Raw genomic sequence first — 25,338 nt, forward strand, 5'->3', positions numbered from 1 at the left:
TGAACACTGAATTCGTGCACGATAACGCCGAAGACCCCCGCACGGGGAGTGCGGGGGTCCCGACCGGGCCGTCTGATCAGCTACGGAGGTTTGCCACCCCGTCGGGCAGGAACCGCTTGCCGGTGATCCGCTCGGCGGTGCCGCTGCGGTCCAGGTACGGCGTGATGCCGCCCAGGTGGAACGGGTAGCCGGCGCCGAGGATCAGGCACAGGTCGATGTCCTGGGCCTCCGCGACCACACCTTCGTCCAGCATGAGGCGGATCTCCTCGGCCAGGCCGTCGAGCGCCTTCTGCCGGACCTGGTCGGCGGTCAGCGGCGAGTCGCCGACCGCCAGGAGCTTGATCACCTCGGGGTTGATCTCTTTGTCGACCATCACCGGCAGCTTGGCGTCGACGATCCGCTTGAGGTTCGGCGAGTCCACGTAGCGGTCCGGGAAGGCCGTGTGCAAGGTCTCACCCACGTGGTACGCGACCGCCGGGCCGACCAGCTGCAACAGTGCGATCGGCCGCATCGGCAGGCCCAGCGGGTCCATCGCCACGTCCACCACGTCCAGCGGGGTGCCCGCGTCGATGGCCTGGAAGATCTCGCTGGTGACCCGGGTGAGCAGGCGGTTGACCACGAACGCCGGAGCGTCCTTGACCAGCACCGACGACTTCTTCAGGGTCTTGCCCACCTCGAACGCGGTGGCCAGGGTGGCGTCGTCGGTCTGCTCGCCCCGGATGATCTCCAGCAGCGGCAGGACGGCGACCGGGTTGAAGAAGTGGAAACCGACGAGCCGTTCCGGGTGCTCCAGGCCGACGGCCATCTCGGTGATCGACAGCGAGCTGGTGTTGGTCGCGAGGATCGCCTCGGGCTTGACGATCTTCTCGAACTCGGCCCAGATCTGCTTCTTCAGGTCCAGGTTCTCGAAGACCGCCTCGATCACGAAGTCGGCGTCGGCGAACACCGACTTGTCGACCGAACCGCTGATCAGCAGCCGCAGCCGGGCCGCGGTGCCCTCGTCCAGGCGGCGCTTCGACACCAGCTTGTCGATCTCGGCGTGTACGTAGCCCACACCCTTGTCGACCCGCTCCTGGTCCAGGTCGGTGAGGACCACCGGCACCTGCAGGCGGCGCAGGAACAGCAGGGCCAGCTGGGAGGCCATCAGACCGGCGCCGACGATGCCGACCTTGGTGACCTTGCGGGCCAGCGCCCGGTCCGGCACTCCCACCGGGCGCTTGGCGCGACGCTGGACCAGGTCGAACGAGTACAGGCTGGCGCGTGACTCGTCACCCAGGATCAGGTCGGCGAGGGCCTCGGTCTCGGCGGCGGTGCCGTCGGAGAACGACGCGGTCTTCGCCAGGGCCAGCAGTTCCAGGGCCTTGTTGGCGGACGGGACGGCGCCGTGCAGCTTCTCGTCCAGCACCGCCTTCGCGAACTCCAGGACGCCGTCCCAGTCCTTGCGCTCGATCTCCGGGCGCTGGACCGTGACCTTGCCGCCGACCACACCGGCCGCCCAGGCCAGCGAGTCCTCCAGGAAGTCGGCCGCCTCGAACAGGGCGTCCGCGACACCCCACTGTTTGGCCTGCTTCGGGCGCAGCGTCTTCTGGGTCAGCGGGTTCTGCAGGATCACCGTGGCGGCGTTGATGATGCCGATCAGGTTCGGCAGAATCTGCGAGCCGCCCCAGCCGGGGATCAGGCCGATCGCGACCTCGGGCAGCGCCAGGGCCGCCGCGCCGGTGGAGACGGTGCGGTAGTGGCAGTGCAGCGCCACCTCCAGGCCGCCGCCCATCGCCGCGCCGTTCACGAACGCGAACGTCGGGATCGTGCTGTCCCTGAGCCGGGCGAAGACCCGGTGGCCCAGCTCGCCGAGCGCGACGGCCTGCTCGCGGGAGTTGATCAGCGGCATGCCGGTGATGTCAGCGCCGACACAGAAGATGTACGGCTTACCGGTCAGGGCGATGAACGCCGGGTTCGCCGCGGTGGCCGCGGTGATCGCCTCGTCCAGCGAGTTCAGGCCGGCCGGGCCGAAACTGTTCGGCTTCTTGTGGTCGAAACCGTTGTCCAGCGTGATCAGGGCGGCCGGCTGGTCCAGACCCGGGACCGCAACCAGCCGGAGCAGCGCCTTGGTGACTACCTCGTTCGGGTTCTCGATCACTTGGCCGCGCCTTCCCAGTACGGGTTCTCCCAGATGGTGGTGCCGCCCATGCCGATGCCGATGCACATGGCGTTGACGCCGTAACGGACGTCGGGGCGCTCCTCGAACTGGCGGGCCAGCTGCGTCATCAGCCGGATCGCCGAGGACGCCAGGGGATGACCGATGGCGATCGCGCCGCCCCACGGGTTGACCCGCGGGTCGTCGTCGGCGATGCCGTAGTGGTCCAGGAAGGCCAGCACCTGCACCGCGAACGCCTCGTTCAGCTCGAACAGGCCGATGTCGTCGATCGTCAGGCCGGCCTTCTTCAGGGCCTTCTCGGTCGACGGGATCGGGCCGTAACCCATGATCTCCGGCTCGACACCGACGAACGCGTAGGAGACCAGCCGCATCGCGACCGGCAGGCCCAGCTCGCGGGCGGTCGCCTCGTCGGCGATGATCGCCGCGGTCGCGCCGTCGTTGAGACCGGCCGCGTTACCGGCGGTGACCCGGCCGTGCGGGCGGAACGGCGTCTTCAGCGTGGCCAGTTTCTCCAGCGACGTCTGGCGCGGGGCCTCGTCGACGGTGGCCAGACCCCAGCCCAGCTCGGCGCTGCGGAGCGCGACCGGCACCAGGTCCGGCTGGATCTTGCCGTTGGCGTACGCCTTGGCGGTCTTGAGCTGGGAGTTGAGGCCGTAGAGATCGGCCCGCTCCTTGGTGATGTGCGGCAGACGGTCGTGCAGGTTCTCCGCCGTCGAGCCCATCACCAGAGCGGTCGGGTCGACCAGTTTCTCGGCCAGGATCCGCGGGTTGGGGTCGACACCCTCACCCATCGGGTGCCGGCCCATGTGCTCGACACCACCGGCGATGGCGATGTCGAACGCGCCCATCGCGATCCCGCCGGCGACATTGGTCACCGCGGTCATGGCGCCGGCGCACATCCGGTCGACGGAATAGCCGGGAGTGGTCTTGGGCAGGCCGGAGAGCAGTGCGGCGGTCCGGCCGAGGGTGAGGCCCTGGTCGCCGATCTGAGTGGTGGCCGCGATCGCGACCTCCTCCACCTTTTCCGGCGGGAGACCGGGGTTGCGCTTGAGCAGTTCGCGGATGCAGCGGATCACCAGGTCGTCGGCGCGGGTCTCGGCATACATGCCACCGGCCTTGCCGAACGGGGTGCGGACGCCGTCGACGAAGACGACCTCGCGTACTTCACGGGGCACAGCAAGCCTCCTTGCGGGCGTGAACCCAAATGTGTCGGCAATGCTACTCGTCAGTAACTAGTAGCTGCCAGGCCCTCCGGAAACAGTGTGGTGACTTGCGGCGCGGCGCGCACCCGAACCCGCCACGCGGGTTCGCGGGAGACAGTGTGTGGTGACTTGTGGTGCGGATCGGACCGCAACTGTCCACGCAGAGGGCGGCGGGGTGCCGGGACCATCGCATTCGGCCCGGCGGTCGCGATGCGGCCCGAGGGGCCGCATCGCTCGCGCGTAGCCACGGTCGGCGTTTCGACGTCCGTACCGGAAAAGCGGTTGTTACTCGGGAAGAACCTTGGCCAGGTCGTCGGCCAGCAGGACCACCTGCCAGTTCCGGGCACCGAAGCCCAGCAGCGTGTCACCGACCGTGCGGGGCGTGATCTCGTTCGGCGGGGACCACGCCAGCCGGCGGATGAAGTCCGGGCTGATCAGGTTCTCCGGCGGCAGGTTGTGCTGCTCGGCGGTGCCCACCACGATCTGCCGGCACCGGGCCAGCCGGGTCGCCGCGACCGGATCGCGCTCGGCCCAGCGGTGCGGTGGTGGCGGGCCGTCCACCGGCTGGTTCACCGGCAGCGCGTCGTCCGGCAGGTCACGGGCCTCGTCGAGGGCGTCCAGCCAGATCTTGGCGAGCCGGCGCACCGAACGGCCCCCGAAACCGGGGATGCCCAGCAGGGTCCGCTCGTCCTTCGGATCGGTCTCGGCCGCGATCACTATCGCCGCGTCCGGCAGCACCCGGCCCGGCGCCGAGTCCCGGCGGGACGCGACACCGTCGCGCGCATACCAGAGCGCCCGCACCCGGGACTGGGCCCGCGCGCCCCGCACCCGGTGGATGCCGGAGGTCCGGCGCCACGGATCGGAACGCACCCGCGGCGGCCGGTCGGCACCGGCGACCAGAGCGGCGAACTCCTCGGCCGCCCAGGCCGTCTTGCCCTGGCGTTCCAGCTCGTCGACCAGCAGATCCCGCAGGTCGGTGAGCATCTCCACGTCGAGCGCGGCATAGGTCAGCCACGACTCCGGCAGCGGCCGGGTCGACCAGTCCGCGGCCGAATGGTGTTTCTCCAGCGAGTAGCCGAGCAACTGCTCGGTCAGCGCGGCCAGACCGACCCGCTCGAAACCGGCCAGCCGGGCGGCCAGTTCGGTGTCGAAGAGCCGGCGGGGTCTCATCCCCAGCTCGGACAGGCACGGCAGGTCCTGGCTGGCGGCGTGCAGCACCCACTCGGTGTCGGCGAGCGCCGCGTCCAGGGTGCGCAGATCGTCCAGCGGCATCGGGTCGAGCAGCACCGTCCCGGAACCGGCCCGGCGCAGTTGCACCAGGTAGGCGCGCTGGGTGTAGCGGTAACCGGAGGCACGCTCGGCGTCCACGGCCACCGGGCCGGAGCCCGAAGCCATCCGGGCGACGACATCGGCCAGTTCGGCCATCGTCTCCACCGGGCGCGGCGTGCCGTCACGAGGTGCGGTCAGAGGTATGGCAGCGGGGCGGGGCTCTTCCTCGGGACCGCCAGATGTCGGGTCGGGCGGCACGACGTGCGGTCCGTCCCCTGCCGTGTCCGGCGAGTCCCGACGGCGCAGGGGTGCTTCGTCGGTCACACCGTAACCGTACGGGGGTGGCACCCTTGCCGTGCGCAGCCGGGGTCCCGGCGCGTCGATTCTCGATCTTTCGGGGAGTTCATCCGTTCCGCCGTTTCATCCGTACCCCTATCCGCAGCGCCGATACCACCGGGAGGCCGTGCCGGATGAGCACCTCGTTCGAACCCTTCACGCCCGCCAACGGAGCCGGTGGGGGACGGCGTTCGCAAGAGTGGTCCTGGAACGAGACCCAGGCGCAGGATCCGTGGGCCCAGCCTCAGCAGCAACAGCAGCCGGTCTACGAGCAGCCTCCGGTGTACGAGCAGCCCCCGGCCTGGTCGACCGGGTATCAGCAGCAGTACCAGCAGCCTTATGAGCAGCCCTACCAGCAGCAGCCGTATCCGCAGCAGGTCTACAACCCGCCGCCGATGCAGGCCGGCCCGCCGGCTCCGGTCAAGGCCAAGGGCGGCAAGTTCCGGGTGGCCGGCATCGGCTTGGTGGCGGCGCTGGTGGCCGTCTCCGGCTGGCAGATCCTCCGGATGGAGAACGTGATCAAGAGCAGCGAGGACCTGGCCGACGCGGTCAGCGCCTCGCAGGGCCGCACCGAGGAGCTGGAGAAGAAGCTGACCTCGGTCTTCGACTCGGAATCGGTTGCCGAGGGAGTGCTGCCCAGCGTCTTCCGGGTGCGGGCCGGCGAGTTCACCGGTACCGCCTTCTCGGTCGGCCAGTCCGACGGGCGCACCAGCCTCTTCACCAACTATCACGTGGTGGAGGAGACCTTCGAGGACGGCGGCCGGCAGGTCGCGCTGGAACGTGGCAACACCCGGATCAACGCCACCATCGTCAAGGTGGACCCGGAGAAGGACCTGGCGCTGCTGCGGGCCAACCGGGAGATCGCCCCGCTCGAGGTGGCCGCAGGCGACGTCAAGCCCGGCCAGCAGGTGATGGCCGTCGGCGCGCCGCTGGGCCTGGAGGACTCGGTCAGCACCGGTGTGATCAGCGCCTTCCGGGACACCGAGGACGGCCCGACGATCCAGTTCGACGCGCCGATCAACCCGGGTAACTCCGGCGGCCCGGTGGTCAACGCCGACAAGCAGGTCGTCGGCATCGCCACAGCCAAGGCCCGGGACGCTGAGGGCATCGGCCTGGCGATCCCGATCGCAGTCGCCTGCGAGACCCTCGGGGCCTGCGGGAACGGCTAGAGCTACGCCACTTACGCCCGGGCGTGGCGGTCGGTGATCGACGCCACGCCGGGCGGCGGCAGCCCCGCCGTCGACGACAGCATCACGCACCAGCCGCGCAGATGCGCGCCGAAGTCGCCGGAGGTCGGCGTCCACGAGGCGCGCACCTCCAGATCGGCCGTCGGCGCCGGCCCGGCCAGCTCCCCGAATCGGGTGGACGCGGTCTGGGTGATCGTGCCGCCGATCGCGGTATACGCCGCCGCGTGCTGATCCAGCCCGTCGGTCAGCCAGGTCCAGGCCACCTCCGGCAGCAGCGGGTCGGAGGCCAGATCGTCCTCCAACTCGGCGGTGACCAGGGTGACCAGCCGCAGATCACCGCGCCAGGCGTCATGCCCGGCCGGATCGTGCAACAGGATGAGCCGGCCGCTCGCCACCTCGTCACCGGCGCGGAGCACGGTGGCGCTGAGAGCGAACGAGAACGGCGCGAGCCGCTGAGGCGCGGCGATCTCCTCGAGAAGGATCTCCGGCCTCGACGACTCCGCGCGCAACCCGGCAACGGCGCGGGTGAACGCCTCGGGGGCAGCGGAGGGGGACGCCATGGGGGCAGCCTATGCCGATCAAGCGCTCACACTGTGCTCGCCGCGCCGCCGGGACTCCTGCGGCGCGTGACAGGATGGCCGGGTGACGGTTCTTGAGGATTCCCCCTTCGTCCGGGCGTGTCGTGGTCTGTCCGTCCCGCACACGCCGGTCTGGTTCATGCGGCAGGCCGGGCGGTCGCTCCCGGAGTACCGCAAGATCCGCGAAGGGGTCGGCATGCTCGAGTCGTGCCGCCGCCCGGACCTGGTCACCGAGATCACCCTGCAGCCGGTGCGCCGCCACAACGTGGACGCCGCCATCTTCTTCAGCGACATCGTGGTGCCGATCGCGGCGGCCGGCGTCGACCTGGACATCGTGGCCGGCACCGGCCCGGTGGTGGCCGAGCCGATCCGCACCGAGGCCGACCTGCAGCGGCTGCGCCCGATCACCCCGGCCGACGTCGACTTCGTCACCGAGGCGATGAAACTGCTGACGGCCGAGCTGGGACCGACGCCGCTGATCGGATTCGCCGGGGCGCCCTTCACCCTGGCCAGCTATCTGATCGAGGGCGGCCCGTCGAGGACCTACCTCAAGACCAAGGCGATGATGTACGGCGCCCCCGACCTGTGGAACGCGCTGCTCGCCCGCCTCGCCGACATCACCGGCACGTTCCTGCGGGTGCAGGTCGACGCCGGGGTCAGTGCCGTCCAGCTCTTCGACTCGTGGGCCGGAGCCCTCTCCGAAGCCGACTACCGGCGGTACGTGATGCCCCACTCGGCGACCGTGCTGCGCGGCCTGATCGACGCCGGGGTGCCCCGCATCCACTTCGGGGTCGGCACCGGGTTGCTGCTGGAGGCGATGGGCGAGGCCGGGGCGGACGTGGTCGGCGTCGACTGGCGGACCCCACTGGACGAGGCGACCCGCCGGATCGGCCCGGACCGGGCGGTGCAGGGCAACCTGGACCCGGCGGTCCTGTTCGCCGGCTGGGAGACCGTCGAGCGGGAGACCCGGCGCGTGCTGGCGCAGGGCAAGGCGGCCCCCGGGCACGTCTTCAACCTGGGCCACGGGGTGATGCCGGAGACCGACCCGGAGATCCTGACCCGCCTGGTCGCCCTGGTGCACGAGGTTTCCGGGACTTAGGACCCTGGGCTTCAGGTCATCACGGAGGGAGTGTGTGGCGTGCGGAAACGGATCGCGATCATCGGTGGCGGTATCGCCGGACTCGCGGCGGCGGTGCGCCTGCGAGACCTCGACCCGCAGAGCGAGATCCTGGTGTACGAGCGGAGCGGCTCCCTGGGCGGCAAGCTCCACACCGGTGCGCTGGGTGGACTCACGGTCGAGCGGGGCGCCGAGTCGTTCCTGAACAGTGCCGCCGACGGCGGTGACTCGGCGGCGGTGGCCCTCGCGCACCGGCTCGGACTGAGCCTGGTGCACCCGGCCGCCCGTCCCGCCGCCCTGGCCATCGAGGGCCGGCTCGCCCCGATCCCCGGCGGCACCCTGGTCGGTGTCCCCGGCGACCTGTCCACGCTCGACGGCGTGGCCCTGCCGATGGCGCACGCCGACCGGGACACCGGCCGCCCGCTGCTGGCCCCCGGGCAGGACATCGCGGTCGGCGCCCTGGTCCGGGACCGGTACGGCGACGAGGTCGTGGACCGGCTGGTCGATCCGATGCTCGGCGGCGTCTACGCGGGCCGGGCCGATCGGCTGTCGTTGCGGGTCACCATGCCGCAGCTCGCGCACACCGCCGAGACCGAGCGCACCCTGTCCGGCGCGGTCCGGGCCGCGCAGGCGCGTAGTAAGCGGGTGCCGGGGCGGCCGATCTTCGCGGCGGTGGACGGCGGGATGAGCCGTCTGGTCTCCGCCGCCGCCGCCGAGTCGGGCGCGCGGGTGGTGCTGGATGCCACGGTGCGGGAGCTCACGCGTACCGCGGCCGGTCGTTGGAAGTTGATCTTCGGTCCCGTGCCGTCTCCGCGAGTCGACGAGGTGGACGCGGTGATCCTGGCGGTGCCCGCATCGGCTGCCGCTCGCCTGCTGGGATCTGCGTTCGCGTTGGACTACGCGAGTGTCGCCCTCGCGGGCCTCGCTTTTACCTCGGCTGATTTACCAGATATGTCGGGATTTTTGGTGCCAGCGGGTGAAGGCACCCTGGTCAAGGCCGCCACGTTCTTCACCACCAAGTGGCCGCACCTGGCGCGCGACGGCGGCCCGGTGATCGTGCGGGTCTCCCTCGGCCGCGCCGGCGAACAGGATCGGCTCCAGCTCGACGACGCGTCGCTGCTGGCCGTGGCCCGCCGTGAGCTGAGCGACCTGATCGGCGTCGAACTGCCGGAGCCGGCGGACTCGTGGGTGCAGCGCTGGGGCGGTGGACTTCCGCAGTACGCGCCGGGTCACGCCGACCGGGTGGCGGACTTCCGGGCCGCGCTGCCCGAGGGGATCGCCGTGGCCGGGGCCGCCTTCGACGGAGTCGGCATTCCGGTGTGTGTGGCCAGTGGTGAGCGGGCGGCGGACGATGTGAGCAAGTTCCTGAAGGAGACAACACGATGACCGAGCAGACCAACGCATCCCGCATCAAAGAGCTGAACGCGACGATCCGCTACACGATGTGGTCGGTGTTCAAGGCGTCGACGCCGCTGCCGGCCCTGCGGGACGGGCTGGCCACCGAGGTCGACGGCCTGTTCGAGCAGCTCGAAGGCAAGGACGTCACGATCCGCGGTACGTACGACGTGTCCGGCCTGCGCGCCGACGCCGACATCATGGTGTGGTGGCACTCCAGCTCGTCGGACGCGCTGCAGGACGCCTACGGGCTGTTCCGCCGCACCGCGCTGGGCCGCCACCTGGAGCCGGTCTGGTCACAGATGGCGCTGCACCGCCCGGCCGAGTTCAACCGCAGCCACCTGCCGGCCTTCCTCGCCGGTGAAGAGGCCCGCCCGTACATCTGCGTGTACCCGTTCATCCGCTCCTACGACTGGTACCTCCTGCCGGACGAGGAGCGTCGGGCCATGCTCGCCGAACACGGGAAGATGGCCCGGCCCTACCCGGACGTGCGGGCCAACACGGTCGCGTCGTTCGCGCTCGGCGACTACGAGTGGATGCTGGCCTTCGAAGCCGACGAACTGCACCGGATCGTCGACCTGATGCGCGACCTGCGGGCCTCGAAAGCGCGGATGCACGTCCGCGAGGAGGTTCCGTTCTACACCGGCCGCCGTCGTTCGGTCACCGAGCTGGTGTCGAACCTGCCCTGATCATCGGGACGTGGGGGATGCCGTCCTCCAGGTACTCGTCGCCGTTGATGACGTATCCGAATCTGCCGTAAAAATCGGATAAATGGGCCTGGGCGTCCAGTACGCTGGTGCGGCTGCCGATCACGGTCAGGGCTTCCTCGATCAGCCGGCCGGCCAGGCCCTTTCCGCGCGCGTCGGGCGCGGTGATCACCCGCCCGATGCGCTCCACGTCCTGGTCGCTCAGGACGCGAAGGTACGCCCGGATGGTTCCGTCTTTTTCGAACCAGATGTGCCGGGTTCCGGGCTCGGTGTCCCGTCCGTCCGGGTCGAGGTAGGGACATTCCTGCTCGACCACGAAGACCTCGCTGCGCAACTTGAGAATTTCGTAGAGGCTGGTGACGTCGAGGTCGCGGAACGACGCCACCCGCAGCTCGTCGTGAGGTTCGGAAAGCATCGGCACAACATACGCGGCAGTCCGACGTTGTACCGGTGAAGGCTGGAGGACGCCATGATCAAACGCAGCAGACTGTTCGGGAACAAGACCAGGGTGACCTTCACCCTGCCCGCTGACGAGCCGGCCGGCACCGTCAGCGTGGTCGGCGACTTCAACGACTGGGAACCCGGCCGGCACGAACTCGTCCCGCGCCGCAACGGCACCCGCACGGTGAGCGTGCCGCTCGACCCCGGGCACTACAAGTTCCGTTACCTGGCCACCGACGGAGTCTGGCTGGACGACGAGAACGGTAGTGAACTTCATCTATAAGTGTTTCGGGTGACCTCGCGGGGAGATGTCCTTGAGTCATGGCTGACGTCAAGCTCGCGATCATCTATTACTCGTCGACAGGCACCGTCCACGCGATGGCCAAGCGGCTCAGCGAGGCGGGGGAGAAGGCGGGCGCCGAAGTGCGACTGCGCCAGGTCGCCGAACTCGCCCCGGAAGCGGCGATCGGCGCGAACCCGGTCTGGAAGCAGCACTTCGACAAGACCAAGAACGAGCCGAAGGCGACCGCCGACGACGTGGTCTGGGCCGACGCGGTGCTCTTCGGTACACCGACCCGGTACGGCAACCTGGCCAGCCAGCTCAAGCAGTTCATCGACACGCTCGGCCCGCAGTGGGGGCAGGGGCTGCTGGCGAACAAGGCGTACGCCGGGTTCACCTCGACGATGACCGAACACGGTGGCCAGGAGTCGACGCTGCTGGCGCTCTACAACACGATCTACCACTTCGGCGGGATCGTCGTCGCCCCCGGTTACACCGATCCGCTGAAGTTCGCCGACGGCAACCCGTACGGCGTCTCGCACGTGACCGGCGGCAACAACGACGCCCCTCTGGGTGACGTTCAGTACGCCGCCCTGGATCACCTGGCGAGCCGCATCGTGACCATCGGCGGGAAGCTTCGCTAGTTTTACCGCATGGCTGTCGACACCCAATACGAAGACCTCCTGCGGCGTGTCCTGGAAACGGGCACCGCCAAGAGCGACCGCACCGGAACGGGGACGCTCAGCCTCTTCGGCGAGCGTCTCCGGTACGACCTGTCGCAGGGGTTTCCGCTGATCACCACGAAGCGGGTGCACTTCAAGTCGCTCGCGGTGGAGTTGCTCTGGTTCCTGCGTGGCGACACCAACGTCGGCTGGCTGCGGGAGCAGGGCGTCACGATCTGGGACGAGTGGGCGTCGGAGTCGGGGGAGCTGGGGCCGGTCTACGGCAAGCAGTGGCGCTCGTGGCCGACGTCACGAGGCGATGTCGATCAGCTCACCGAGATCCTCTCGACGATCCGCACCAATCCGGATTCGCGCCGCATGATCGTGTCGGCTTGGAACGTCTCGGATATTCCGGATATGGCGCTGGCGCCGTGTCACGCGCTGTTCCAGTTCTACGTCGCCGACGGCAAGCTCTCCTGTCAGCTCTACCAGCGCAGCGCCGACCTGTTCCTGGGCGTGCCGTTCAACATCGCCAGCTACGCCCTGCTGACACAGATGGTCGCCGCCCACACCGGCCTCGAAGCCGGTGACTTCATCTGGGTCGGCGGTGATGTCCACATCTACGACAACCACCAGGACCAGGTGCGCGAGCAGCTCACCCGCGAGCCGTACCCGTTCCCCACCCTGGAGATCGCCGCCCGCGACGGCCTCTTCGAGCACGAGTTCGCCGACTTCACCGTGGTCGACTACCGGCACCACCCGCTGATCAAGGCGCCCGTCGCGGTATGACGATCCACATGATCTGGGCCGAGGCCCGCAACCGGGTGATCGGCGCCGGCAACACCATCCCGTGGCGGGTCCCGGGCGAACAGAAGATCTTCAAGGAGCGGACCACCGGCGCCACGGTCGTGATGGGCCGGGCCACCTGGGACTCGCTGCCGCTCAAGCCGCTGCCGGGGCGGGCGAACCTCGTCCTGACCCGGCAGCGGGACTGGGCGGCGCCGGGTGCGACAGCAGTCCATTGTTTCGACGTGGACTTCGATGACGTCTGGGTGATGGGCGGCGGCGCGATCTACGCCGCCTTCCTGCCCCGGGCCACCCACATCGTCCGGACCAGGATCGACCTGGACGTGCCGGGGGACACCTTCGCACCGGAACTCGGCGACGAGTGGGAGGTCACCCACGTCGCCGAGCACCAGGCGCCCACCGGCGTCTCCTACGTCGTCGAGGACCTCAGGCGGACGGGTCCAGCCTGACCGACAGGCTGTTCACACAGTGGCGCGTGTTCTTCGGGGTGAAACCCTCGCCCCGGAACACGTGACCCAGATGTGAGTCGCAGTTGGCGCAGCGGATCTCGACCCGGACCATCCCGTGGTTGCGGTCCTCGATCTCCTTGACCGCACCGGGGATGGCATCGTCATAGGACGGCCAGCCGCAGTGGCTGTCGAACTTGCTGTCACTGTTGTAGAGCGCCACACCGCAGGCCCGGCAGTTGTAGATCCCCTCGGTCTTGGTGTCCACATATTCACCGCTCCACGGCGGCTCGGTGCCGGCTTCGCGAAGCACCCGGAACTCGGACGGCGTGAGGCGGATGCGCCACTCGTCGTCGGTGATGGGGAGATCGGTCGTCATGCCGTCAACGGTACGTCGCGCCTCGGGCCGGCCCGCTGTGATGTCCACCAGTTGTTCGCGCTGTCGAATCCGCCGCGTAGTCATCGTTTCGGTGGTCTTCCGGGCTGAAGACTCGCACGGGGTTGTTTCCGGGTAAAACGGGCAATTAACGTTAAGCCCCCGTGCGATCATGGAACCGTACCTTCAGCAACAGAACGGACTCCTCATGAGCTTCTCGCGTAGGCTGGCCGCTGGAATCACCACGGTCGGAGCCTCTGTCCTCATTGTCCTGGCTCCCAGTGGCGCCTCCGCCGCGACGGCCGCCGACGTGACCGCCGCGACGGCGGCCGATGCGACCACTGTGACGGCCGCCGATGCGACCGCTGTGACGGCGGCCGATGTGGCCGTCGTCGCGGCTGAGGCGGCTCCGGTGGCGCCCGTGGCTCCCGCCGCCGCGGCCGTTGATCTCGCTGTGACGACCGGCCACATGATCATCACGCCCGTCACTCCCGCTCCCACCACTCCCGCTCCCACCACTTCGGCCGCAGCCGACGCGCCGCAGCGTGGCAGCGCCGGTTACGGCACCAACGTGCAGGAGGCGCCGGGCGGCGAGGTCAGCCCGGCCACCGGCACCGCACCCCCGACCACCCCGGCGGCCACCGCCTCAGCCACCGGCGCCCCGGTCGTCACCCCGACCCGCGGCGGCCCGGGTTACACGCCGCCGTCCAGCCCGCCGCCGGCCTCCCCGAGCGTCACTCCGGGCACCCCGGGCGGCATCGCCGGGTCCCAGACGCCCACCGGAGTCAAATCGGCGTCCGCCAAGGTGACGACGCCCAGCTCGCCCAACCCGGTCGGGCTCAAGGACGCGTCGGAACTGCCGCTGACCGGTGCCTCCGTCGACAGCACCCTGACCCTCGGCGGTCTGCTGGTAGCCGGTGGCGTCCTGACGGTCTGGTTCACCCGCCGCCGACGCACCAGCTGAAATATCACGATAAATCGTTGGAGGGCCGCCCGGTTTGCCGGGCGGCCCTCCGTCCGTACCGGGCATAGTCTCAGGGCATGCCGAAAGCCGCCGCGGAAGAGCATGAGATCGCCGGGCACACCGTGCGCCTGAGCAGCCCCGACAAGATCGTCTTTCCGGGGCGCGGGTTCACCAAACGTGACGTCTTCGGCTACTACCTGGCCGTCGGTGACGGCATCCTCCGAGCGCTGCGCGACCGCCCCACCACCCTCCAACGATTCCCCGACGGGATCGACGGCGAGATGTTCTTCCAGAAGCGCATCCCCACCCGCGGCGTCCCCGACTGGATCAAAACCGCGACGATCAAATTCCCCAGCATGCGTACGGCCGACGAACTCAGTCCCGCCGACCTGGCCCACGTCGCCTGGGCCGCCCAGATGGGCACCGTCGTCTTCCACCCCTGGCCGGTCCGCACCACCACCCCCGACCAGCCCGACGAACTTCGCCTCGACCTCGACCCGCAACCCGGCACCGGTTTCCCCCAGGTCGTCGCCACCGCCGAACTGGCCCGGGAAGTGCTCGCCGAACTCGGCTGGACCGGATTCCCCAAGACATCCGGCGGCCGCGGTGTGCACATCTACGCGCGCATCCAACCCCGCTGGACCTTCACCGACGTACGCCGCGCCGTGATCGCCCTGGCCCGTGAGATCGAGCGCCGCAACCCGGACGGCATCACCACCTCCTGGTGGAAGGAGGAACGCGGCGAACGCGTCTTCCTCGACTACAACCAGATGGCCCGGGACCGCACCATCGCCTGCGCCTACTCACTGCGCGCCAACGCCCGAGCCACCGTCTCCGCCCCACTCACCTGGGACGAACTGGCCGACGCCCAGCCCGACGACTTCGACCTGTCGACCATGCCGGCCCGGTTCGCGAAGATCGGCGACCCGCACGCCGGCATCGACGACACCGCCCACGACCTGACCACACTGCTGGAATGGGCCGACCGTGACGAGAAAGCCGGCCTCGGCGACCTGCCCTACCCGCCCGACCACCCGAAGATGCCCGGCGAACCCAAACGGGTCCAGCCCTCCAAGAACCGCGACCTAAAGGGCTAGCTTGAAACCCTCATGCGAGGCGGTGAACCCCAGCGCGGCATAAAAACGGTGCGCGTCGACCCGCCGCTTGTCGGTGGTCAACTGAACCATCCGGCAGCCACGCTCCCGGGCCCGCTCAACCGTCCAGCGGATCAGCTCACCACCGAGACCCTGCCCACGCCGGCCCGAACCGATCCGAACCGCCTCGATCAGCATCCGCTCGCCACCACCCCGGCTCAACCCCGGAATGAAAGTCAGCTGACAGGTCCCGACCACCTCATCGCCGTCGACGGCCACGATCAACTCGTTGCGGTCGTCGACGGCGATCGCCTCGAACGCCGCCCAGATCGCCGCGTCCACCGACTCCGGCACCACCCCGAACCCACGGTCCCGGCTGACGTCGTCATCGGCGAGCAGACCCAGAATCGCCGGAACATCAGCCCGAACAGCGCTCCGGAACGTCAACGTCACTTCGCCGGGCACCGCAACCCCTCCTTCGGCAGCTCCAGATCGACCAGATAGCCGTCCACCGCGTCCCGGATACAAGCCGTCGACGGATACGCGGTGTGCCCCTCGCCCTCCCACGTCAAAACCCGGCCCACACCCAGCATCTTCGCCAGATCAGCGGTGTTCTCGTACGGCGTCGCCGGATCCCCGGTCGTACCCACCACCACGATCGGCGGCGCACCCGCGGCCTCACCCGCCGGATAAGGATCCCGCTCGCCACCCCAGAATGCGCACGGCAACATCCCCACCGCCAGCGCCGACCCGAACAACGGGTACTTCACCTTCCACGCGACCTGCAACTTCCGGATCTCCGCAGCCGACGGCACCGCACCGGCATCCGCACAGTTCACCGCCAGGTTCGCGTCGAACAGATTCGAATAGGTGCCGTCCGGTTCCCGCTCGGCGTACTGATCGGCCAGCTCGAAGATGCCGTCCGCGTCACCGTTCTGCAGAGAAGCGATCGCGTCAGCCAGCTCGGCCCAGCCCGGCTCGGTGTACAGCGACGAGATCAACCCCACGAAGATCCAGCCCGGCGTCGCGTTGCGCCCATCATTGCCGCGCACCGGCGACTTCTCCGCCTTGGCCAGCGCATCCGTCACCGCACCCCGGGCATCCGGCGCGATCGGGCACTGGCTCGGATCATTCGCACACCACTTGGTGAAATTCGTGAACGCCCGCTCGAAACCCTTCGCCTGCTGCTCGGAACCAGCCGCGAAACCCTCCGTCGGATCCACCGCACCGTCCAGCACCAGAGCCCGCACGTTCGCCGGAAACAACTGCGCATACGTGGCACCGAGCAGAGTGCCGTACGAATAACCCAGATAGGTCAGCTTCTCGTCACCGACCGCCACCCGCAACGCGTCCAGATCACGAGCGGCCTGCTCGGTGGAGAACGTATGCAGCCGATCCCCGTACTTCTGCGCACAGGAATCCGCGATCTTCTCGTTCAAAGCAGCGATCTTGTCGAACTCGGCCTGACTGCCCGGATCCGGATCGGCGGCGAAACTCGCGTCCTGATCGGCGTTACTGATGCACTTCACCGGACTCGACCGGCTCACCCCCCGCGGATCGAAACCGACGATGTCGAACCGGTCGGTCACCGCCGTCGGCAACCCGTTGAACGACGGCCCGAACGACAGATACACCGCCAAATCGACACCGGAACCACCCGGCCCACCCGGATTCAACAACAACGACCCGATCCGGTTCTTCTGCTTCTCCGACCGGACCCGGATCAGATCGATGTCGTACGTCTGTCCGCCCGTCGGCGCCGACCAGTCCCGCGGCACCTTCACCGTGGCACAGTCGTAATCCATCCCCTTCGCCGCCCGGCCCACCAGATCAGTCGGCACATCCGGGCACGGCTTCCACACAGCCGCCGCCCCGGCACTCGGCGCCACCCCGCCGGCGCCACCCGGCCGGGCCGGTTCATCGGCCCCCTCCGGCGCGAACGAAGGCAACGTGCAACCGGCAGTGATGGCCAGAGCCAGCACGGTCAGGAGGGCGACAGGCAGGCGCGAGCGACGATCCACGCAAACGACCCTATCCGGTCCGACCGTGAGAGGTTCTCAGCGGCTGGTCAGCACCTCGGCCAAATCGAACCGCACCGGCCGCTCCAACTGCTCATACGTGCAGGTCGACGGCTCCCGATCCGGCCGCCACCGCTCGAACTGAGCAGTATGCCGAAAGCGAACGCCCTCCATGTAGTCGTAACGCACCTCCACCACCCGCTCCGGCCGCAACGGCGTGAACGACAGATCCTTACCCGCGTTCCACCGGCTCACCTCGTTCTTGCGCGGCGTCCGCTCACCCTGCTCATGCGCCGCCCAATTCCACGGATGACCCTCGAACTCCGTCACCAGCGGCTGCAACTCCTCGAACAGCTCCTCACGAACCTTCATCGAGAACGCGCCGATCACCCCGACACTGGCCAGCACACCACGCTCGTCATACAGACCCAGCAACAGCGAACCGATCCGGTTCTCTGCCGACTTGTGCACCCGATAACCGGCCACCACACAATCCGCCGTCCGCTTGTGCTTGATCTTCGCCATCACCCGCTTGTCCGGCTGATAAGTCAGATCACGCCCCTTGGCGATCAACCCGTCCAGACCGGCACCCTCGAACTCGGCGAACCACCGGCGAGCAGTGTCCGGATCATCAGTGGCCGGAGTGACGTACACCGGCGGTCTCGCGTCCTTCAAGACCTCCACCAGACGCGCCCGGCGCTCACCGAACGGCAGCGCCGTCAAATCCTCATCACCCAGCGCCAGCAGATCGAACGCCACAAAACTCGCCGGAGTCTGCACGGACAGCAATGCCACCCGGCTCGCCGCCGGATGAATACGCTGCTGCAGGGCCTCGAAATCAAGCGTGTTGCGCTCGGTGTCAGCCACGATCACCTCGCCGTCGATCACCGCCCGCTCCGGGAAGTTCGCCAGCACCGCCGCCACCACCTCAGGGAAATAGCGGGTCATCGGCTTCTCGTTACGGCTGCCGATCTCCACCTCGGCACCGTCCCGAAAGACGATCGACCGGAAACCATCCCATTTGGGCTCATAGATGTGATCCGGTGGAATGTCCGCGACAGGTTTGGCGAGCATCGGCTTGACCGGCGGATTCAGCGGCAGCTGCATCCGGACAGTCTGCCGGTTCGCCCGCTCACCGGACCAGAAGTTCGACAAGCCTTCCCAGTTCGTGCTCCGGTTCGGCGGCCAGACCCATGTGGACCGGCCCGGCCCGCAAGATCGTGCTACGCGGCGCCACCAGCCAACGGAACCGCTCACCCAGCCGCATACCCTCGGCCGCGCCACCACCGGCACAGGTCCGGTCCCACGCGTCCAGCGCCCCGCGGATCGCCTCCACATCGGCCGAAGGATCCAGCGCCCGCAACCGAGCCTCGTCCAGATGCGTCCGCGCCGACAAGAAATCGTGCCGATGGCTGTAGAGCAGCACACCCACGTTGATCAGCTCACCGCGCTCGATCCGGGGCATCGCCTGAATGATCGCGTACTCGTACGGCGTCCTCGTCACGGCAGCCACGCCTCCGGCTGCTCGGCCCGCCGGGACAGATGGCTGAGGTAGGCGTCCCGGTCGCCGTCCTCCAGCCACTCCTCCGGAACCAGGGCGATGACCTCGGCCAACAGGTCCGGCGTGATTCTCGCGGCCAGCGCGGGTCCGTCGTCGGCGAGATTGCGGGCGTACGATTTGAGCACGTGATCGTCCCACTTGTACGGCCGGTGGATCACGCTCTCGGCACGCGGCCAGTTGTGGTGGAAGTACAGCGTGGCCCCGTGGTCGATCAGCCACAGGTCGCCGTGCCAGATCAGCAGGTTCGGATTACGCCAGCTCCGGTCCACGTTCTCCACGAACGCGTCGAACGCGACGATCCGGCTCGCCAGCCCCGCGTCGACCGGATGCGCCACCGGATCGAACCCCAGCGCCCCCGGCAGGAAATCCATCCCCAGGTTGCCGCCGGCACTGGCCTTGATCAGCTCCTGGACCTCTTCGTCCGGTTCGGCCCGCGCCACCACCGGATCCAGCTCCACCCGCGCCAGTTCGGGCATCGGAAGCCCCAGCCGCCGTGCCAGCTCCCCGGCGATGACCTCGGCGACCAGAGCACGCGGCCCTTGCCCCGCACCGCGGAACTTGACCACGTACGTCCCTAGATCGTCCGCCTCGACCACACCGGGAAGCGAACCGCCCTCCCGCAGGGGCGTGACATAACGGATGGCGGTCACCTCACGAAGCACCCGGTTACCTTAGGCCAGCCCCCAACCCCGCAGCCCGCCGAGCCCCCGACCTCAGGCTCTTCGGTCAGGCTCTGACGCCGGGCCCCTGGCGACCTTTTTAAGTCAGGCGTCGGGACCTTGACGACGCAACTCCTCGACCCTGGTCATGGCGATGCGCAACTCGCCGAGCCAGTCCTCGGTGTGCCGACCGACCAGCTTCACACACCAGGCGAGCGCCTCGGACCGGGACCGGGCCACCCCGGCGTCGACAAGAGTGTCGAGGACCTGCCGCTCCGGCTGGCGCAGCCGGGTCATCACCGGGGCGGACAGATGGGTGAACAGCTCCGAGGCGTCCCCGCAGCGGACACCCCAGGCGACCTTGCGCTGATAGCGGTGCTCGACCTGCCGGGCGACCCGGATCCGTGCGTCCCGGGTGTCCTCACGGAACTGGACGATCCGGCCGGCGTGGCTCGCGGCCCGATCGGCGTCGGTGGCGTCACCGGCCAGCTCGGGGCTGGGCAGCCGCCCCCAGATGATGATCTCGTCACGGTCCACGACGACTTCGGGCGGCTCGGTGAACCACCCGTCCGGCACCGCACCGGTGATCCAGGCGGCAGCGTCGTCAGTGGCAGGGGGCTCAGCAGCACGCCCACCAGGCGGGGCGAATCGAACGCTCATGACATCCTCCTCGACTTACCTGATTACATGCTTACACCCTCCAGCCCTCAGTATCCACCCCTCCACCCCACCCCAAACCCACCCCAGCTACGGCTAGCCGTAGCTCAGACGTGTTATTCGGCTAGCCGTAGCTCAGAGGCCTCAAAGCGTGTCGATTACCTGTCTGATCTACGGCTCGGTCCGCCCGGCTGTACGTCAGATAGGTAATCGACACGCCATGACATGTCTGAGCTACGGCTAGCCGAAGAAAAACGGGGTGAGGGCGGGGCAGCGCGGGGTGAGGTAAATGGAACAGGGCGTCGCGAGGTGAGCGGGCTACGCGGGGGTCAGCTGCCAGACCGTGGTCCGTCGGATCGCCACGCTCTCCAACTCCTCGTTGACCGGCACGTCGTAAACCGCTCGCTCGATCAGACCCGCCGGCAGATAGGCCCGGCCCGGGTCACCGATCAGGACCAGCGAACCGTGGAAGGCAGCCCGGCGCAGGAACGGCAGTACCCGGTTAGCCATCTCCCGGCTGTAGAAGACGTCCCCGGCCAGGACCACGCCGAACCGTTCGTCGGAGTCGAGCAGATCAGCCTCGACCGTCTCCACCCGTACCGCGTTGGCGTCGGCGTTGGCCTGGGCCGCCGCCAGCGAGTACGGGTCGATGTCGTTGGCCGTGACCGGATGCGCCCCGGCTTTGGCCGCGGCCACCGCCACCAGGCCGGACCCGGTGGCCAGGTCCAGCACGCTGCGCCGGGCCACCAGGTCCGGGTCGTCCAGCACGTGCCGGGCCAGCGCCTGCCCGCCGGCCCAGGCGAACGCCCAGAACGGTGGCGGCTGCGAAGCCCCGCCCGCCTCGGTCGCCTCCCACAGGGCGATCGGGTCAGCAGCCTGCAGCAACGTGACCTCAGGGACGAACGGGACCGGGGCGGCAACGGTGTGAGCGCGCACGAACTCGAGAAGCACGCCCCGATTGTGCCGTTGTCGCTCAGATGCGCGGCGACCGGGCCGATCAGTCCGACAAGGGTCGAGAGGAGCGGCGATGCCGACACGATGGCCGGCCACCATCTTCGGCGCCGGGATGGTGGTGCTCGCCCTGGCTTACGGGTTGCAGCCTGCACTTCAGTCCCCGCTCCGTCTGATCGCCGGTGTCGCGGCGGTGGTCGCGATCAATTTCGGGATCCGGAGCAGCAGGCCGGACGACATCCGCCCGTGGTGGGTGTTGATGGGCGCTGTCGGGCTGTCAGCTGCCGGTGGCGCGGCCGCTGACATCCCGCAGCGGATCACCGGTTCGCTGACGTGGATCCAGTCGGGTGGAACCGCGCTGCTCCTGGTCGGTTATGCAGCTCTGGCGGTGGCTCTGGCCGGGTTCGTGGACCGGCGAACCAGTTCGTCCCGGGATCGGGCCGGCCTGCTGGACGCGCTGACCGTGACGTCCGGGGTGGCGCTGCTGATCTGGACGTTCGTGGTCGGCCCCCGGATGGCGGGTTCGGCCGCGACCGGCTGGACCGAGATTGCGATGCCGCTCGCCGACCTGCTCTGTCTGGGCCTGCTGGTCCGGTTGGCGACGGTGCCGGGTCGTCTGGTCGCTCCCGGCTACCTGCTCGGCGCGGGTGTGGTCGGGTTGCTCGCCGCCGATGTGAGCCGGGCTTCGGGACTCGGGCATCTGGCTTTGTACACGGCTGCCGGTCTGGCGGCGCTCACTCCGTCGATGGCGGAACTCACCCGCCCGGCCGAGAAGCCGGCTTCGGAGACCTCCACCGGACGGCTGGCGCTGCTGGCGGTCGCGGCGATGGTGGCGCCGACCGTGCTGTTGGCGAAGATGTTCCGGGAGGGCCGGTTCGCCGGTCTGACCGTGGTGGCCGGGCTGAGCACGCTGATGCTGGCGCTGGTGCTGGCCCGGATGGCTGGGATCATGGCGAGCCACCGGCAGGCGATGTCCCGGGAGCGGGCTTTGCGGGAGGCGTCCGCGGCTTTGGTGTCGGCGAACGACAGCGAAGCCGTCGGCTTGGCGGTACGCACCACGGTCGCCCAGCTCATCCCCGGTGACGTACCGCACGGGGTGGTGCTCGCTATTGCGATCGCCCAGTCCGAGCCGCAGTCTCCGGAGGCCGCCGCGCAGGCCGCTGTGGACCGGGCCGTGGGTACCGCCGCCCGGCTGGTCACCACCCGGGATGTGGATTGGGCGGTGGCGGTCCGGCTCACCCAGTTCACCAAGACGTTGCGCTGCCCGATGGTGCTCAAGGACCGGCCCGGTGGTGACCCGCTCGTCGGTGTGCTGCATGTGGCCGCGCCGACGTGGGCGCTGCTCGATCTGCAACGGTCGGTGGAGGTGCTGGCCGGGCAGGTGGCGCTGGCTCTGGAGCGGATCGTGCTCGGCCATGAGGTGGCTCGCCGTAACAGTGAGACCTATTTCCGGACGCTGGTTCAGAACACCGCCGACGTGATCACGATCGTCGACGACGAGGAGCGGATCCGGTACGCCAGCCCGTCCGCGTTCGGGGTGTTCGGCGCCGACCCGACTGGTGTGCTGTTTCCCGAGGTCATCCATCCGGCGGAGCGGGACCGGCTGGCCGAGGTGCTGGCCGCGGTTCGGGACGGGGAGCGGGTCGAGGAGCAGCTCGACTTCCGGGCTCGCGGGAACCGCCGTACCGAGGTCTTGCTCGAATTGCACTGCCGTGATCTGCGTGCCGAACCGACGGTTTCCGGCCTGGTCATCACCATGCGGGACGTCACCGAGCAGCGCCGTCTTCAGAACGAGCTGACTCATCAGGCGTTCCACGATTCGATGACGGGGCTGGCCAACCGGGTGCTCTTCAACGACCGGCTGAAACATGCGGTGGCCCGGAGTGCCCGGGACGGTTCGGTGGTCGGGGTGCTCTTCATCGACTTGGACGACTTCAAGATCGTGAACGACACGCTTGGGCATGCTGTGGGTGACCAGTTGCTCATCGCGGTCGCCCATCGGATCGCGGGGGCGTTGCGGGCCGACGACACGGCGGCCCGGCTCGGTGGTGACGAGTTCGCGGCGATCGTGGAGAACGTCAACGGGCCCGGCGCCGTCGAGGAGACCGCGACCCGCATTCTGGAGGCGCTCGCCGAACCGGTCACCACCGACGCCAAACCCCTGCACGCCGTCGCCAGCATCGGCATCACCACCACTCCGGAGGGCAGCGACGCCGACGAGTTGCTGCGGCAGGCCGACTTGGCGCTCTATGTGGCGAAAGGCGCGGGCAAGAACCAATGGCGGCGGTACGAGGCACACCTGCACGCCGAGATGGTCGAACGTCTCGAACTGCGGTCGGCCCTCGACCACGCCGTCAACGAGGGTCATTTCCTGCTGCACTACCAGCCGATCGTGGACCTGCCCACTGGTGCGGCGGTCGGGTTCGAGGCGCTGGTCCGCTGGCATCATCCGAAACGCGGGATCGTCACGCCGGACCAGTTCATCGAAGTGGCCGAGGAGAGCGGGCTGATCGTGCCGATGGGCCGGTGGGTCCTCGAGGAGGCTCTTCGTACGGTCGCTGAATGGCGCCGCATCCTGCCGCCGGGGACCGCGCCGTACGTCAGTGTCAATGTGTCGGTCCGGCAGTTCCGGGAGAGCGGGTTCGTCGAACAGGTCCGTAACGCGCTGACGAACACCGGGGTGCCGCCGCAGGCTCTGATGCTGGAGATCACCGAGACTCTGCTGGTCAAGGACGACGAGCGGATCTGGGGTGACCTGAGTGTGCTGCGGGACATGGGTATCCGGATCGCGATCGACGACTTCGGCACCGGGTATTCGTCGCTCGGCTATCTGCGGCAGCGCCCGATCGACGTCATCAAGATCGATAAGGCGTTCATCGACGACATGGTGACCGGGCAGCAGCCGATGGCCCTGGTCAGTGGCATCGTCAGCCTGGCCCGTTCACTCGGTCTGGTCGTCATCGCCGAAGGTATCGAGGACGCCGCCCACCGGGTCGTCCTGGTCCGCCTCGAATGCCCTCTCGGCCAGGGTTTCCTCTTCTCCAGTCCGCTCGGCCCGACCGAGGTGCTGGCCTGGCTCCGCAACAGCCAGCCGATAGCCGTCTGACACCCGTCGGCGTGCGGGTGCCGTCACGAGGACGGTCGGGCCAGGCCGGTCAGTAGTTCGCGCATCGCGCTGATCGCGTCGGTCCGCGGGCGCCAGTCCAGCTGCGACGCGGCCCGGTCGCAGCTCATCAGCGGTGCCTTCCGCGCCAGCCGCACCCAGCCACGGTCGATCGGTTGCAGCCGCAACTGCCAGGTCAGCGCGGCGGCACCTTCGAGGAGCAAACCCGGGACCGGCAGCGGTACGCCATGAAAAGCGCGCCCGATCACATCGGCGTCGAGCACCGGGCCGGCCGCGATGTTGAACGCTCCCCGGACATCGGTACGGAGCACCCGCAGGTACGCGTCGGCCACGTCGTCGGCGTGCACCGCTTGAATCCGCAGCCCCGCGGTCCGCGGCACCAGCGGGATCCGCCCGGCCCGGAGCAGCGGGCCGGCGAGAAGGCGGGTGATCTCGGAGCCGGCGTCCCGCTGGAAGATCAGCCCGGGGCGCATCCGGACCACCCGCAACGTCGGATGATCCGACTCGATCTCGTCGAGAACCCGCTCCACCAGGGCTTTGTGCCGGCTGTAGGAGGACTCCGGGATTCCGGTACGCAACCAGCTCTCCTTGACGAAGCCACGTTTCGGACCGGGCGCGTAGGCGGCCACCGATGAGGCGTGCACCAGGGTGGGCACTCCGGCGTCGAGCGCGGCCCGGAAGACCGCCCGGCTGCCGAGGACGTTCGTCCGGTAAAGGCGGCGCTGGTCGTGGCTCGGCTGGATCTGCCAGGCCAGGTTCACCACGGCGTCGGCTCCGCGGAAGATCCTGGTCAGACTGTCGGCGGCGTCTTCCGCGCCGATGTCGGCGACAAACCAGGAGACATCGGCGTACGGGCCGGCCGGCGTCGGCTCCCGGCGGGAGATCCCGGCCAGGTCCAGGTCGGGTTCGGCGCGCAGGCGGCGCAGCAGGGCGGTGCCGGCGTTGCCGCTGGCGCCCACGATCACTACACGCATGGGGGTCGCGTACCCGGTGGTGGGTCGCCGAATCCCGCCGGCCGTCCGGTCCTGGGATTTCCGGTCCGAGGGTGTCGCATTCCGTGGGGTGCGGCTTTTCCGGGGTACGGTTCGCCTGTTGCTTTCTTGCCGGTGCCACTTCCCGAACCCGCTGCGGTGTTCTTTCCGGTGGTGTCCGTGCCGCTGCTTTTCCGGTTCGGCCGCCGGGTTCTTTCCCAGTGTGCTCGTGGCCTCGGGGGGCGGGCAATTTCGGCGGGGCGTGACCTGATTCCTACGGAGCGTGCCGGGATATCCGCGCCTCCGGCGGGGTGGGCGGGTTCCGGCGTTCCGCATTCTGGAATGCGGGATCGGGCGTGGTCCGTCTCCGATGCCGTCGGT

The 25,338-nt window shown here is 68.9% G+C and carries 25 protein-coding genes; 11 read left to right on the forward strand and 14 right to left on the reverse strand.

The genetic code is table 11. From position 1 onward, the window contains the following. Positions 1-76: 76 nt before the first annotated feature. From BLU81_RS40620 to BLU81_RS40630, 3 genes are all read right to left on the reverse strand, one after another. Positions 77-2,137: a 3-hydroxyacyl-CoA dehydrogenase NAD-binding domain-containing protein gene (locus BLU81_RS40620; protein WP_092553958.1), complete on the reverse strand. Its 2,061-nt coding sequence runs from the start codon at positions 2,135-2,137 to the stop codon at positions 77-79. Further along, positions 2,134-3,330 carry a thiolase family protein gene (locus tag BLU81_RS40625; protein WP_092553961.1) on the reverse strand — a complete coding sequence of 399 codons (1,197 nt, stop codon included), beginning with the start codon at positions 3,328-3,330 and terminating at the stop codon, positions 2,134-2,136. The genes BLU81_RS40620 and BLU81_RS40625 overlap by 4 nt, the downstream gene beginning before the upstream one ends. A gap of 312 nt (positions 3,331-3,642) precedes the next feature. Further along, a complete protein-coding gene (locus BLU81_RS40630; protein ID WP_092558344.1) occupies positions 3,643-4,950 on the reverse strand; it encodes a ribonuclease D in 1,308 nt (435 codons plus the stop codon). A 146-nt stretch (positions 4,951-5,096) separates the two neighbouring features. Between BLU81_RS40630 and BLU81_RS40635 the strand changes: the two genes are divergently transcribed. Next, positions 5,097-6,131 carry a S1C family serine protease gene (locus BLU81_RS40635; protein WP_092553964.1) on the forward strand — a complete coding sequence of 345 codons (1,035 nt, stop codon included), beginning with the start codon at positions 5,097-5,099 and terminating at the stop codon, positions 6,129-6,131. Positions 6,132-6,142: 11 nt separating this feature from the next. On the opposite strand, the gene BLU81_RS40640 is transcribed toward BLU81_RS40635, so the two are convergent. Then, positions 6,143-6,709, reverse strand: coding sequence for a DUF3000 domain-containing protein (locus BLU81_RS40640; RefSeq protein WP_092553967.1), 567 nt, complete (start codon positions 6,707-6,709; stop codon positions 6,143-6,145). 82 nt (positions 6,710-6,791) lie between these two features. Here BLU81_RS40640 and hemE point away from each other — a divergent pair, with 82 nt between their 5' ends. Genes hemE through hemQ form a run of 3 tightly spaced genes read left to right on the forward strand, consistent with a single transcriptional unit; the run spans position 6,792 to position 9,928 of the window. Continuing rightward, complete coding sequence (gene hemE, locus BLU81_RS40645) at positions 6,792-7,826, forward strand: uroporphyrinogen decarboxylase (RefSeq protein ID WP_092553970.1); 1,035 nt, start codon at positions 6,792-6,794, stop codon at positions 7,824-7,826. A gap of 39 nt (positions 7,827-7,865) precedes the next feature. Continuing rightward, positions 7,866-9,230: a protoporphyrinogen oxidase gene (gene hemG / locus BLU81_RS40650; RefSeq protein WP_092553973.1), complete on the forward strand. Its 1,365-nt coding sequence runs from the start codon at positions 7,866-7,868 to the stop codon at positions 9,228-9,230. Further along, positions 9,227-9,928, forward strand: a complete 702-nt coding sequence (hemQ, locus tag BLU81_RS40655) for a hydrogen peroxide-dependent heme synthase (protein ID WP_092553976.1) — start codon at positions 9,227-9,229, stop codon at positions 9,926-9,928. The genes hemG and hemQ overlap by 4 nt, the downstream gene beginning before the upstream one ends. On the opposite strand, the gene BLU81_RS40660 is transcribed toward hemQ, so the two are convergent. Beyond that, positions 9,900-10,361, reverse strand: a complete 462-nt coding sequence (locus BLU81_RS40660; protein ID WP_092553979.1) for a GNAT family N-acetyltransferase — start codon at positions 10,359-10,361, stop codon at positions 9,900-9,902. The genes hemQ and BLU81_RS40660 overlap by 29 nt on opposite strands. A 54-nt stretch (positions 10,362-10,415) precedes the next feature. Here BLU81_RS40660 and BLU81_RS40665 point away from each other — a divergent pair, with 54 nt between their 5' ends. The 4 genes from BLU81_RS40665 to BLU81_RS40680 are packed head-to-tail and all read left to right on the forward strand — an operon-like array spanning position 10,416 to position 12,585. Next, a complete protein-coding gene (locus tag BLU81_RS40665; RefSeq protein WP_092553982.1) occupies positions 10,416-10,670 on the forward strand; it encodes an isoamylase early set domain-containing protein in 255 nt (84 codons plus the stop codon). 38 nt (positions 10,671-10,708) lie between these two features. Beyond that, positions 10,709-11,311: an NAD(P)H:quinone oxidoreductase gene (gene wrbA, locus BLU81_RS40670; RefSeq protein ID WP_092553984.1), complete on the forward strand. Its 603-nt coding sequence runs from the start codon at positions 10,709-10,711 to the stop codon at positions 11,309-11,311. A 9-nt stretch (positions 11,312-11,320) separates the two neighbouring features. Next, complete coding sequence (locus BLU81_RS40675) at positions 11,321-12,118, forward strand: thymidylate synthase (protein ID WP_092553987.1); 798 nt, start codon at positions 11,321-11,323, stop codon at positions 12,116-12,118. Next, positions 12,115-12,585, forward strand: coding sequence for a dihydrofolate reductase (locus BLU81_RS40680; protein ID WP_092553990.1), 471 nt, complete (start codon positions 12,115-12,117; stop codon positions 12,583-12,585). Before BLU81_RS40675 ends, BLU81_RS40680 begins: the two co-directional genes overlap by 4 nt. On the opposite strand, the gene msrB is transcribed toward BLU81_RS40680, so the two are convergent. Further along, positions 12,563-12,961: a peptide-methionine (R)-S-oxide reductase MsrB gene (gene msrB, locus BLU81_RS40685; protein WP_092553993.1), complete on the reverse strand. Its 399-nt coding sequence runs from the start codon at positions 12,959-12,961 to the stop codon at positions 12,563-12,565. The two genes, BLU81_RS40680 and msrB, sit on opposite strands and share 23 nt — an antisense overlap. Before the next feature lie 205 nt (positions 12,962-13,166). Here msrB and BLU81_RS40690 point away from each other — a divergent pair, with 205 nt between their 5' ends. Both BLU81_RS40690 and ligD read left to right on the forward strand, forming a co-directional pair. Continuing rightward, positions 13,167-13,922, forward strand: coding sequence for an LPXTG cell wall anchor domain-containing protein (locus BLU81_RS40690; protein WP_157751990.1), 756 nt, complete (start codon positions 13,167-13,169; stop codon positions 13,920-13,922). Positions 13,923-13,999: 77 nt separating this feature from the next. Further along, positions 14,000-15,019, forward strand: a complete 1,020-nt coding sequence (gene ligD, locus BLU81_RS40695; RefSeq protein WP_092553999.1) for a non-homologous end-joining DNA ligase — start codon at positions 14,000-14,002, stop codon at positions 15,017-15,019. Here ligD and BLU81_RS40700 read toward each other — a convergent pair. The 7 genes from BLU81_RS40700 to BLU81_RS40730 all read right to left on the reverse strand — a co-directional run bounded on the left by BLU81_RS40700 (position 15,008) and on the right by BLU81_RS40730 (position 20,862). Then, a complete protein-coding gene (locus BLU81_RS40700; protein ID WP_373873316.1) occupies positions 15,008-15,481 on the reverse strand; it encodes a GNAT family N-acetyltransferase in 474 nt (157 codons plus the stop codon). The two genes, ligD and BLU81_RS40700, sit on opposite strands and share 12 nt — an antisense overlap. Beyond that, complete coding sequence (locus tag BLU81_RS40705) at positions 15,466-17,037, reverse strand: alpha/beta hydrolase (protein WP_092554002.1); 1,572 nt, start codon at positions 17,035-17,037, stop codon at positions 15,466-15,468. The genes BLU81_RS40700 and BLU81_RS40705 overlap by 16 nt, the downstream gene beginning before the upstream one ends. 36 nt (positions 17,038-17,073) lie before the next feature. Beyond that, positions 17,074-18,141: an ATP-dependent DNA ligase gene (locus BLU81_RS40710; protein WP_092554005.1), complete on the reverse strand. Its 1,068-nt coding sequence runs from the start codon at positions 18,139-18,141 to the stop codon at positions 17,074-17,076. Positions 18,142-18,166: 25 nt separating this feature from the next. Next, positions 18,167-18,538, reverse strand: coding sequence for a DUF3037 domain-containing protein (locus BLU81_RS40715; protein ID WP_275423823.1), 372 nt, complete (start codon positions 18,536-18,538; stop codon positions 18,167-18,169). Next, positions 18,535-19,257, reverse strand: a complete 723-nt coding sequence (locus tag BLU81_RS40720) for a HipA family kinase (RefSeq protein WP_092554008.1) — start codon at positions 19,255-19,257, stop codon at positions 18,535-18,537. Before BLU81_RS40720 ends, BLU81_RS40715 begins: the two co-directional genes overlap by 4 nt. A gap of 102 nt (positions 19,258-19,359) precedes the next feature. Next, a complete protein-coding gene (locus BLU81_RS40725; RefSeq protein WP_092554011.1) occupies positions 19,360-19,914 on the reverse strand; it encodes a hypothetical protein in 555 nt (184 codons plus the stop codon). A gap of 315 nt (positions 19,915-20,229) precedes the next feature. After that, positions 20,230-20,862, reverse strand: a complete 633-nt coding sequence (locus BLU81_RS40730; RefSeq protein WP_231953746.1) for a class I SAM-dependent methyltransferase — start codon at positions 20,860-20,862, stop codon at positions 20,230-20,232. 76 nt (positions 20,863-20,938) lie between these two features. Between BLU81_RS40730 and BLU81_RS40735 the strand changes: the two genes are divergently transcribed. Then, positions 20,939-23,968, forward strand: a complete 3,030-nt coding sequence (locus BLU81_RS40735; protein ID WP_092554014.1) for a putative bifunctional diguanylate cyclase/phosphodiesterase — start codon at positions 20,939-20,941, stop codon at positions 23,966-23,968. Positions 23,969-23,991: 23 nt separating this feature from the next. Here the strand turns inward: BLU81_RS40735 and BLU81_RS40740 are convergent, their stop codons facing one another. Further along, complete coding sequence (locus tag BLU81_RS40740; protein ID WP_092554017.1) at positions 23,992-24,960, reverse strand: NAD-dependent epimerase/dehydratase family protein; 969 nt, start codon at positions 24,958-24,960, stop codon at positions 23,992-23,994. Between the last annotated feature and the right edge of the window lie 378 nt (positions 24,961-25,338).

This window comes from Actinoplanes derwentensis, from assembly GCF_900104725.1.
In the GTDB taxonomy this organism is placed as follows: domain Bacteria; phylum Actinomycetota; class Actinomycetes; order Mycobacteriales; family Micromonosporaceae; genus Actinoplanes; species Actinoplanes derwentensis.

Coding starts and splice junctions, on each gene's coding strand:
- BLU81_RS40725 (WP_092554011.1), bottom strand. CDS start 19,914: ATGAGCGTTCGATTCGCCCCGCCTGGTGGGCGTGCTGCTGAGCCCCCT.
- msrB (WP_092553993.1), bottom strand. CDS start 12,961: ATGACGACCGATCTCCCCATCACCGACGACGAGTGGCGCATCCGCCTC.
- BLU81_RS40635 (WP_092553964.1), top strand. CDS start 5,097: ATGAGCACCTCGTTCGAACCCTTCACGCCCGCCAACGGAGCCGGTGGG.
- BLU81_RS40675 (WP_092553987.1), top strand. CDS start 11,321: ATGGCTGTCGACACCCAATACGAAGACCTCCTGCGGCGTGTCCTGGAA.
- BLU81_RS40690 (WP_157751990.1), top strand. CDS start 13,167: ATGAGCTTCTCGCGTAGGCTGGCCGCTGGAATCACCACGGTCGGAGCC.
- hemQ (WP_092553976.1), top strand. CDS start 9,227: ATGACCGAGCAGACCAACGCATCCCGCATCAAAGAGCTGAACGCGACG.
- BLU81_RS40680 (WP_092553990.1), top strand. CDS start 12,115: ATGACGATCCACATGATCTGGGCCGAGGCCCGCAACCGGGTGATCGGC.
- BLU81_RS40665 (WP_092553982.1), top strand. CDS start 10,416: ATGATCAAACGCAGCAGACTGTTCGGGAACAAGACCAGGGTGACCTTC.
- wrbA (WP_092553984.1), top strand. CDS start 10,709: ATGGCTGACGTCAAGCTCGCGATCATCTATTACTCGTCGACAGGCACC.
- BLU81_RS40640 (WP_092553967.1), bottom strand. CDS start 6,709: ATGGCGTCCCCCTCCGCTGCCCCCGAGGCGTTCACCCGCGCCGTTGCC.
- BLU81_RS40710 (WP_092554005.1), bottom strand. CDS start 18,141: ATGCAGCTGCCGCTGAATCCGCCGGTCAAGCCGATGCTCGCCAAACCT.
- BLU81_RS40740 (WP_092554017.1), bottom strand. CDS start 24,960: ATGCGTGTAGTGATCGTGGGCGCCAGCGGCAACGCCGGCACCGCCCTG.
- BLU81_RS40660 (WP_092553979.1), bottom strand. CDS start 10,361: ATGCTTTCCGAACCTCACGACGAGCTGCGGGTGGCGTCGTTCCGCGAC.
- ligD (WP_092553999.1), top strand. CDS start 14,000: ATGCCGAAAGCCGCCGCGGAAGAGCATGAGATCGCCGGGCACACCGTG.
- BLU81_RS40735 (WP_092554014.1), top strand. CDS start 20,939: ATGCCGACACGATGGCCGGCCACCATCTTCGGCGCCGGGATGGTGGTG.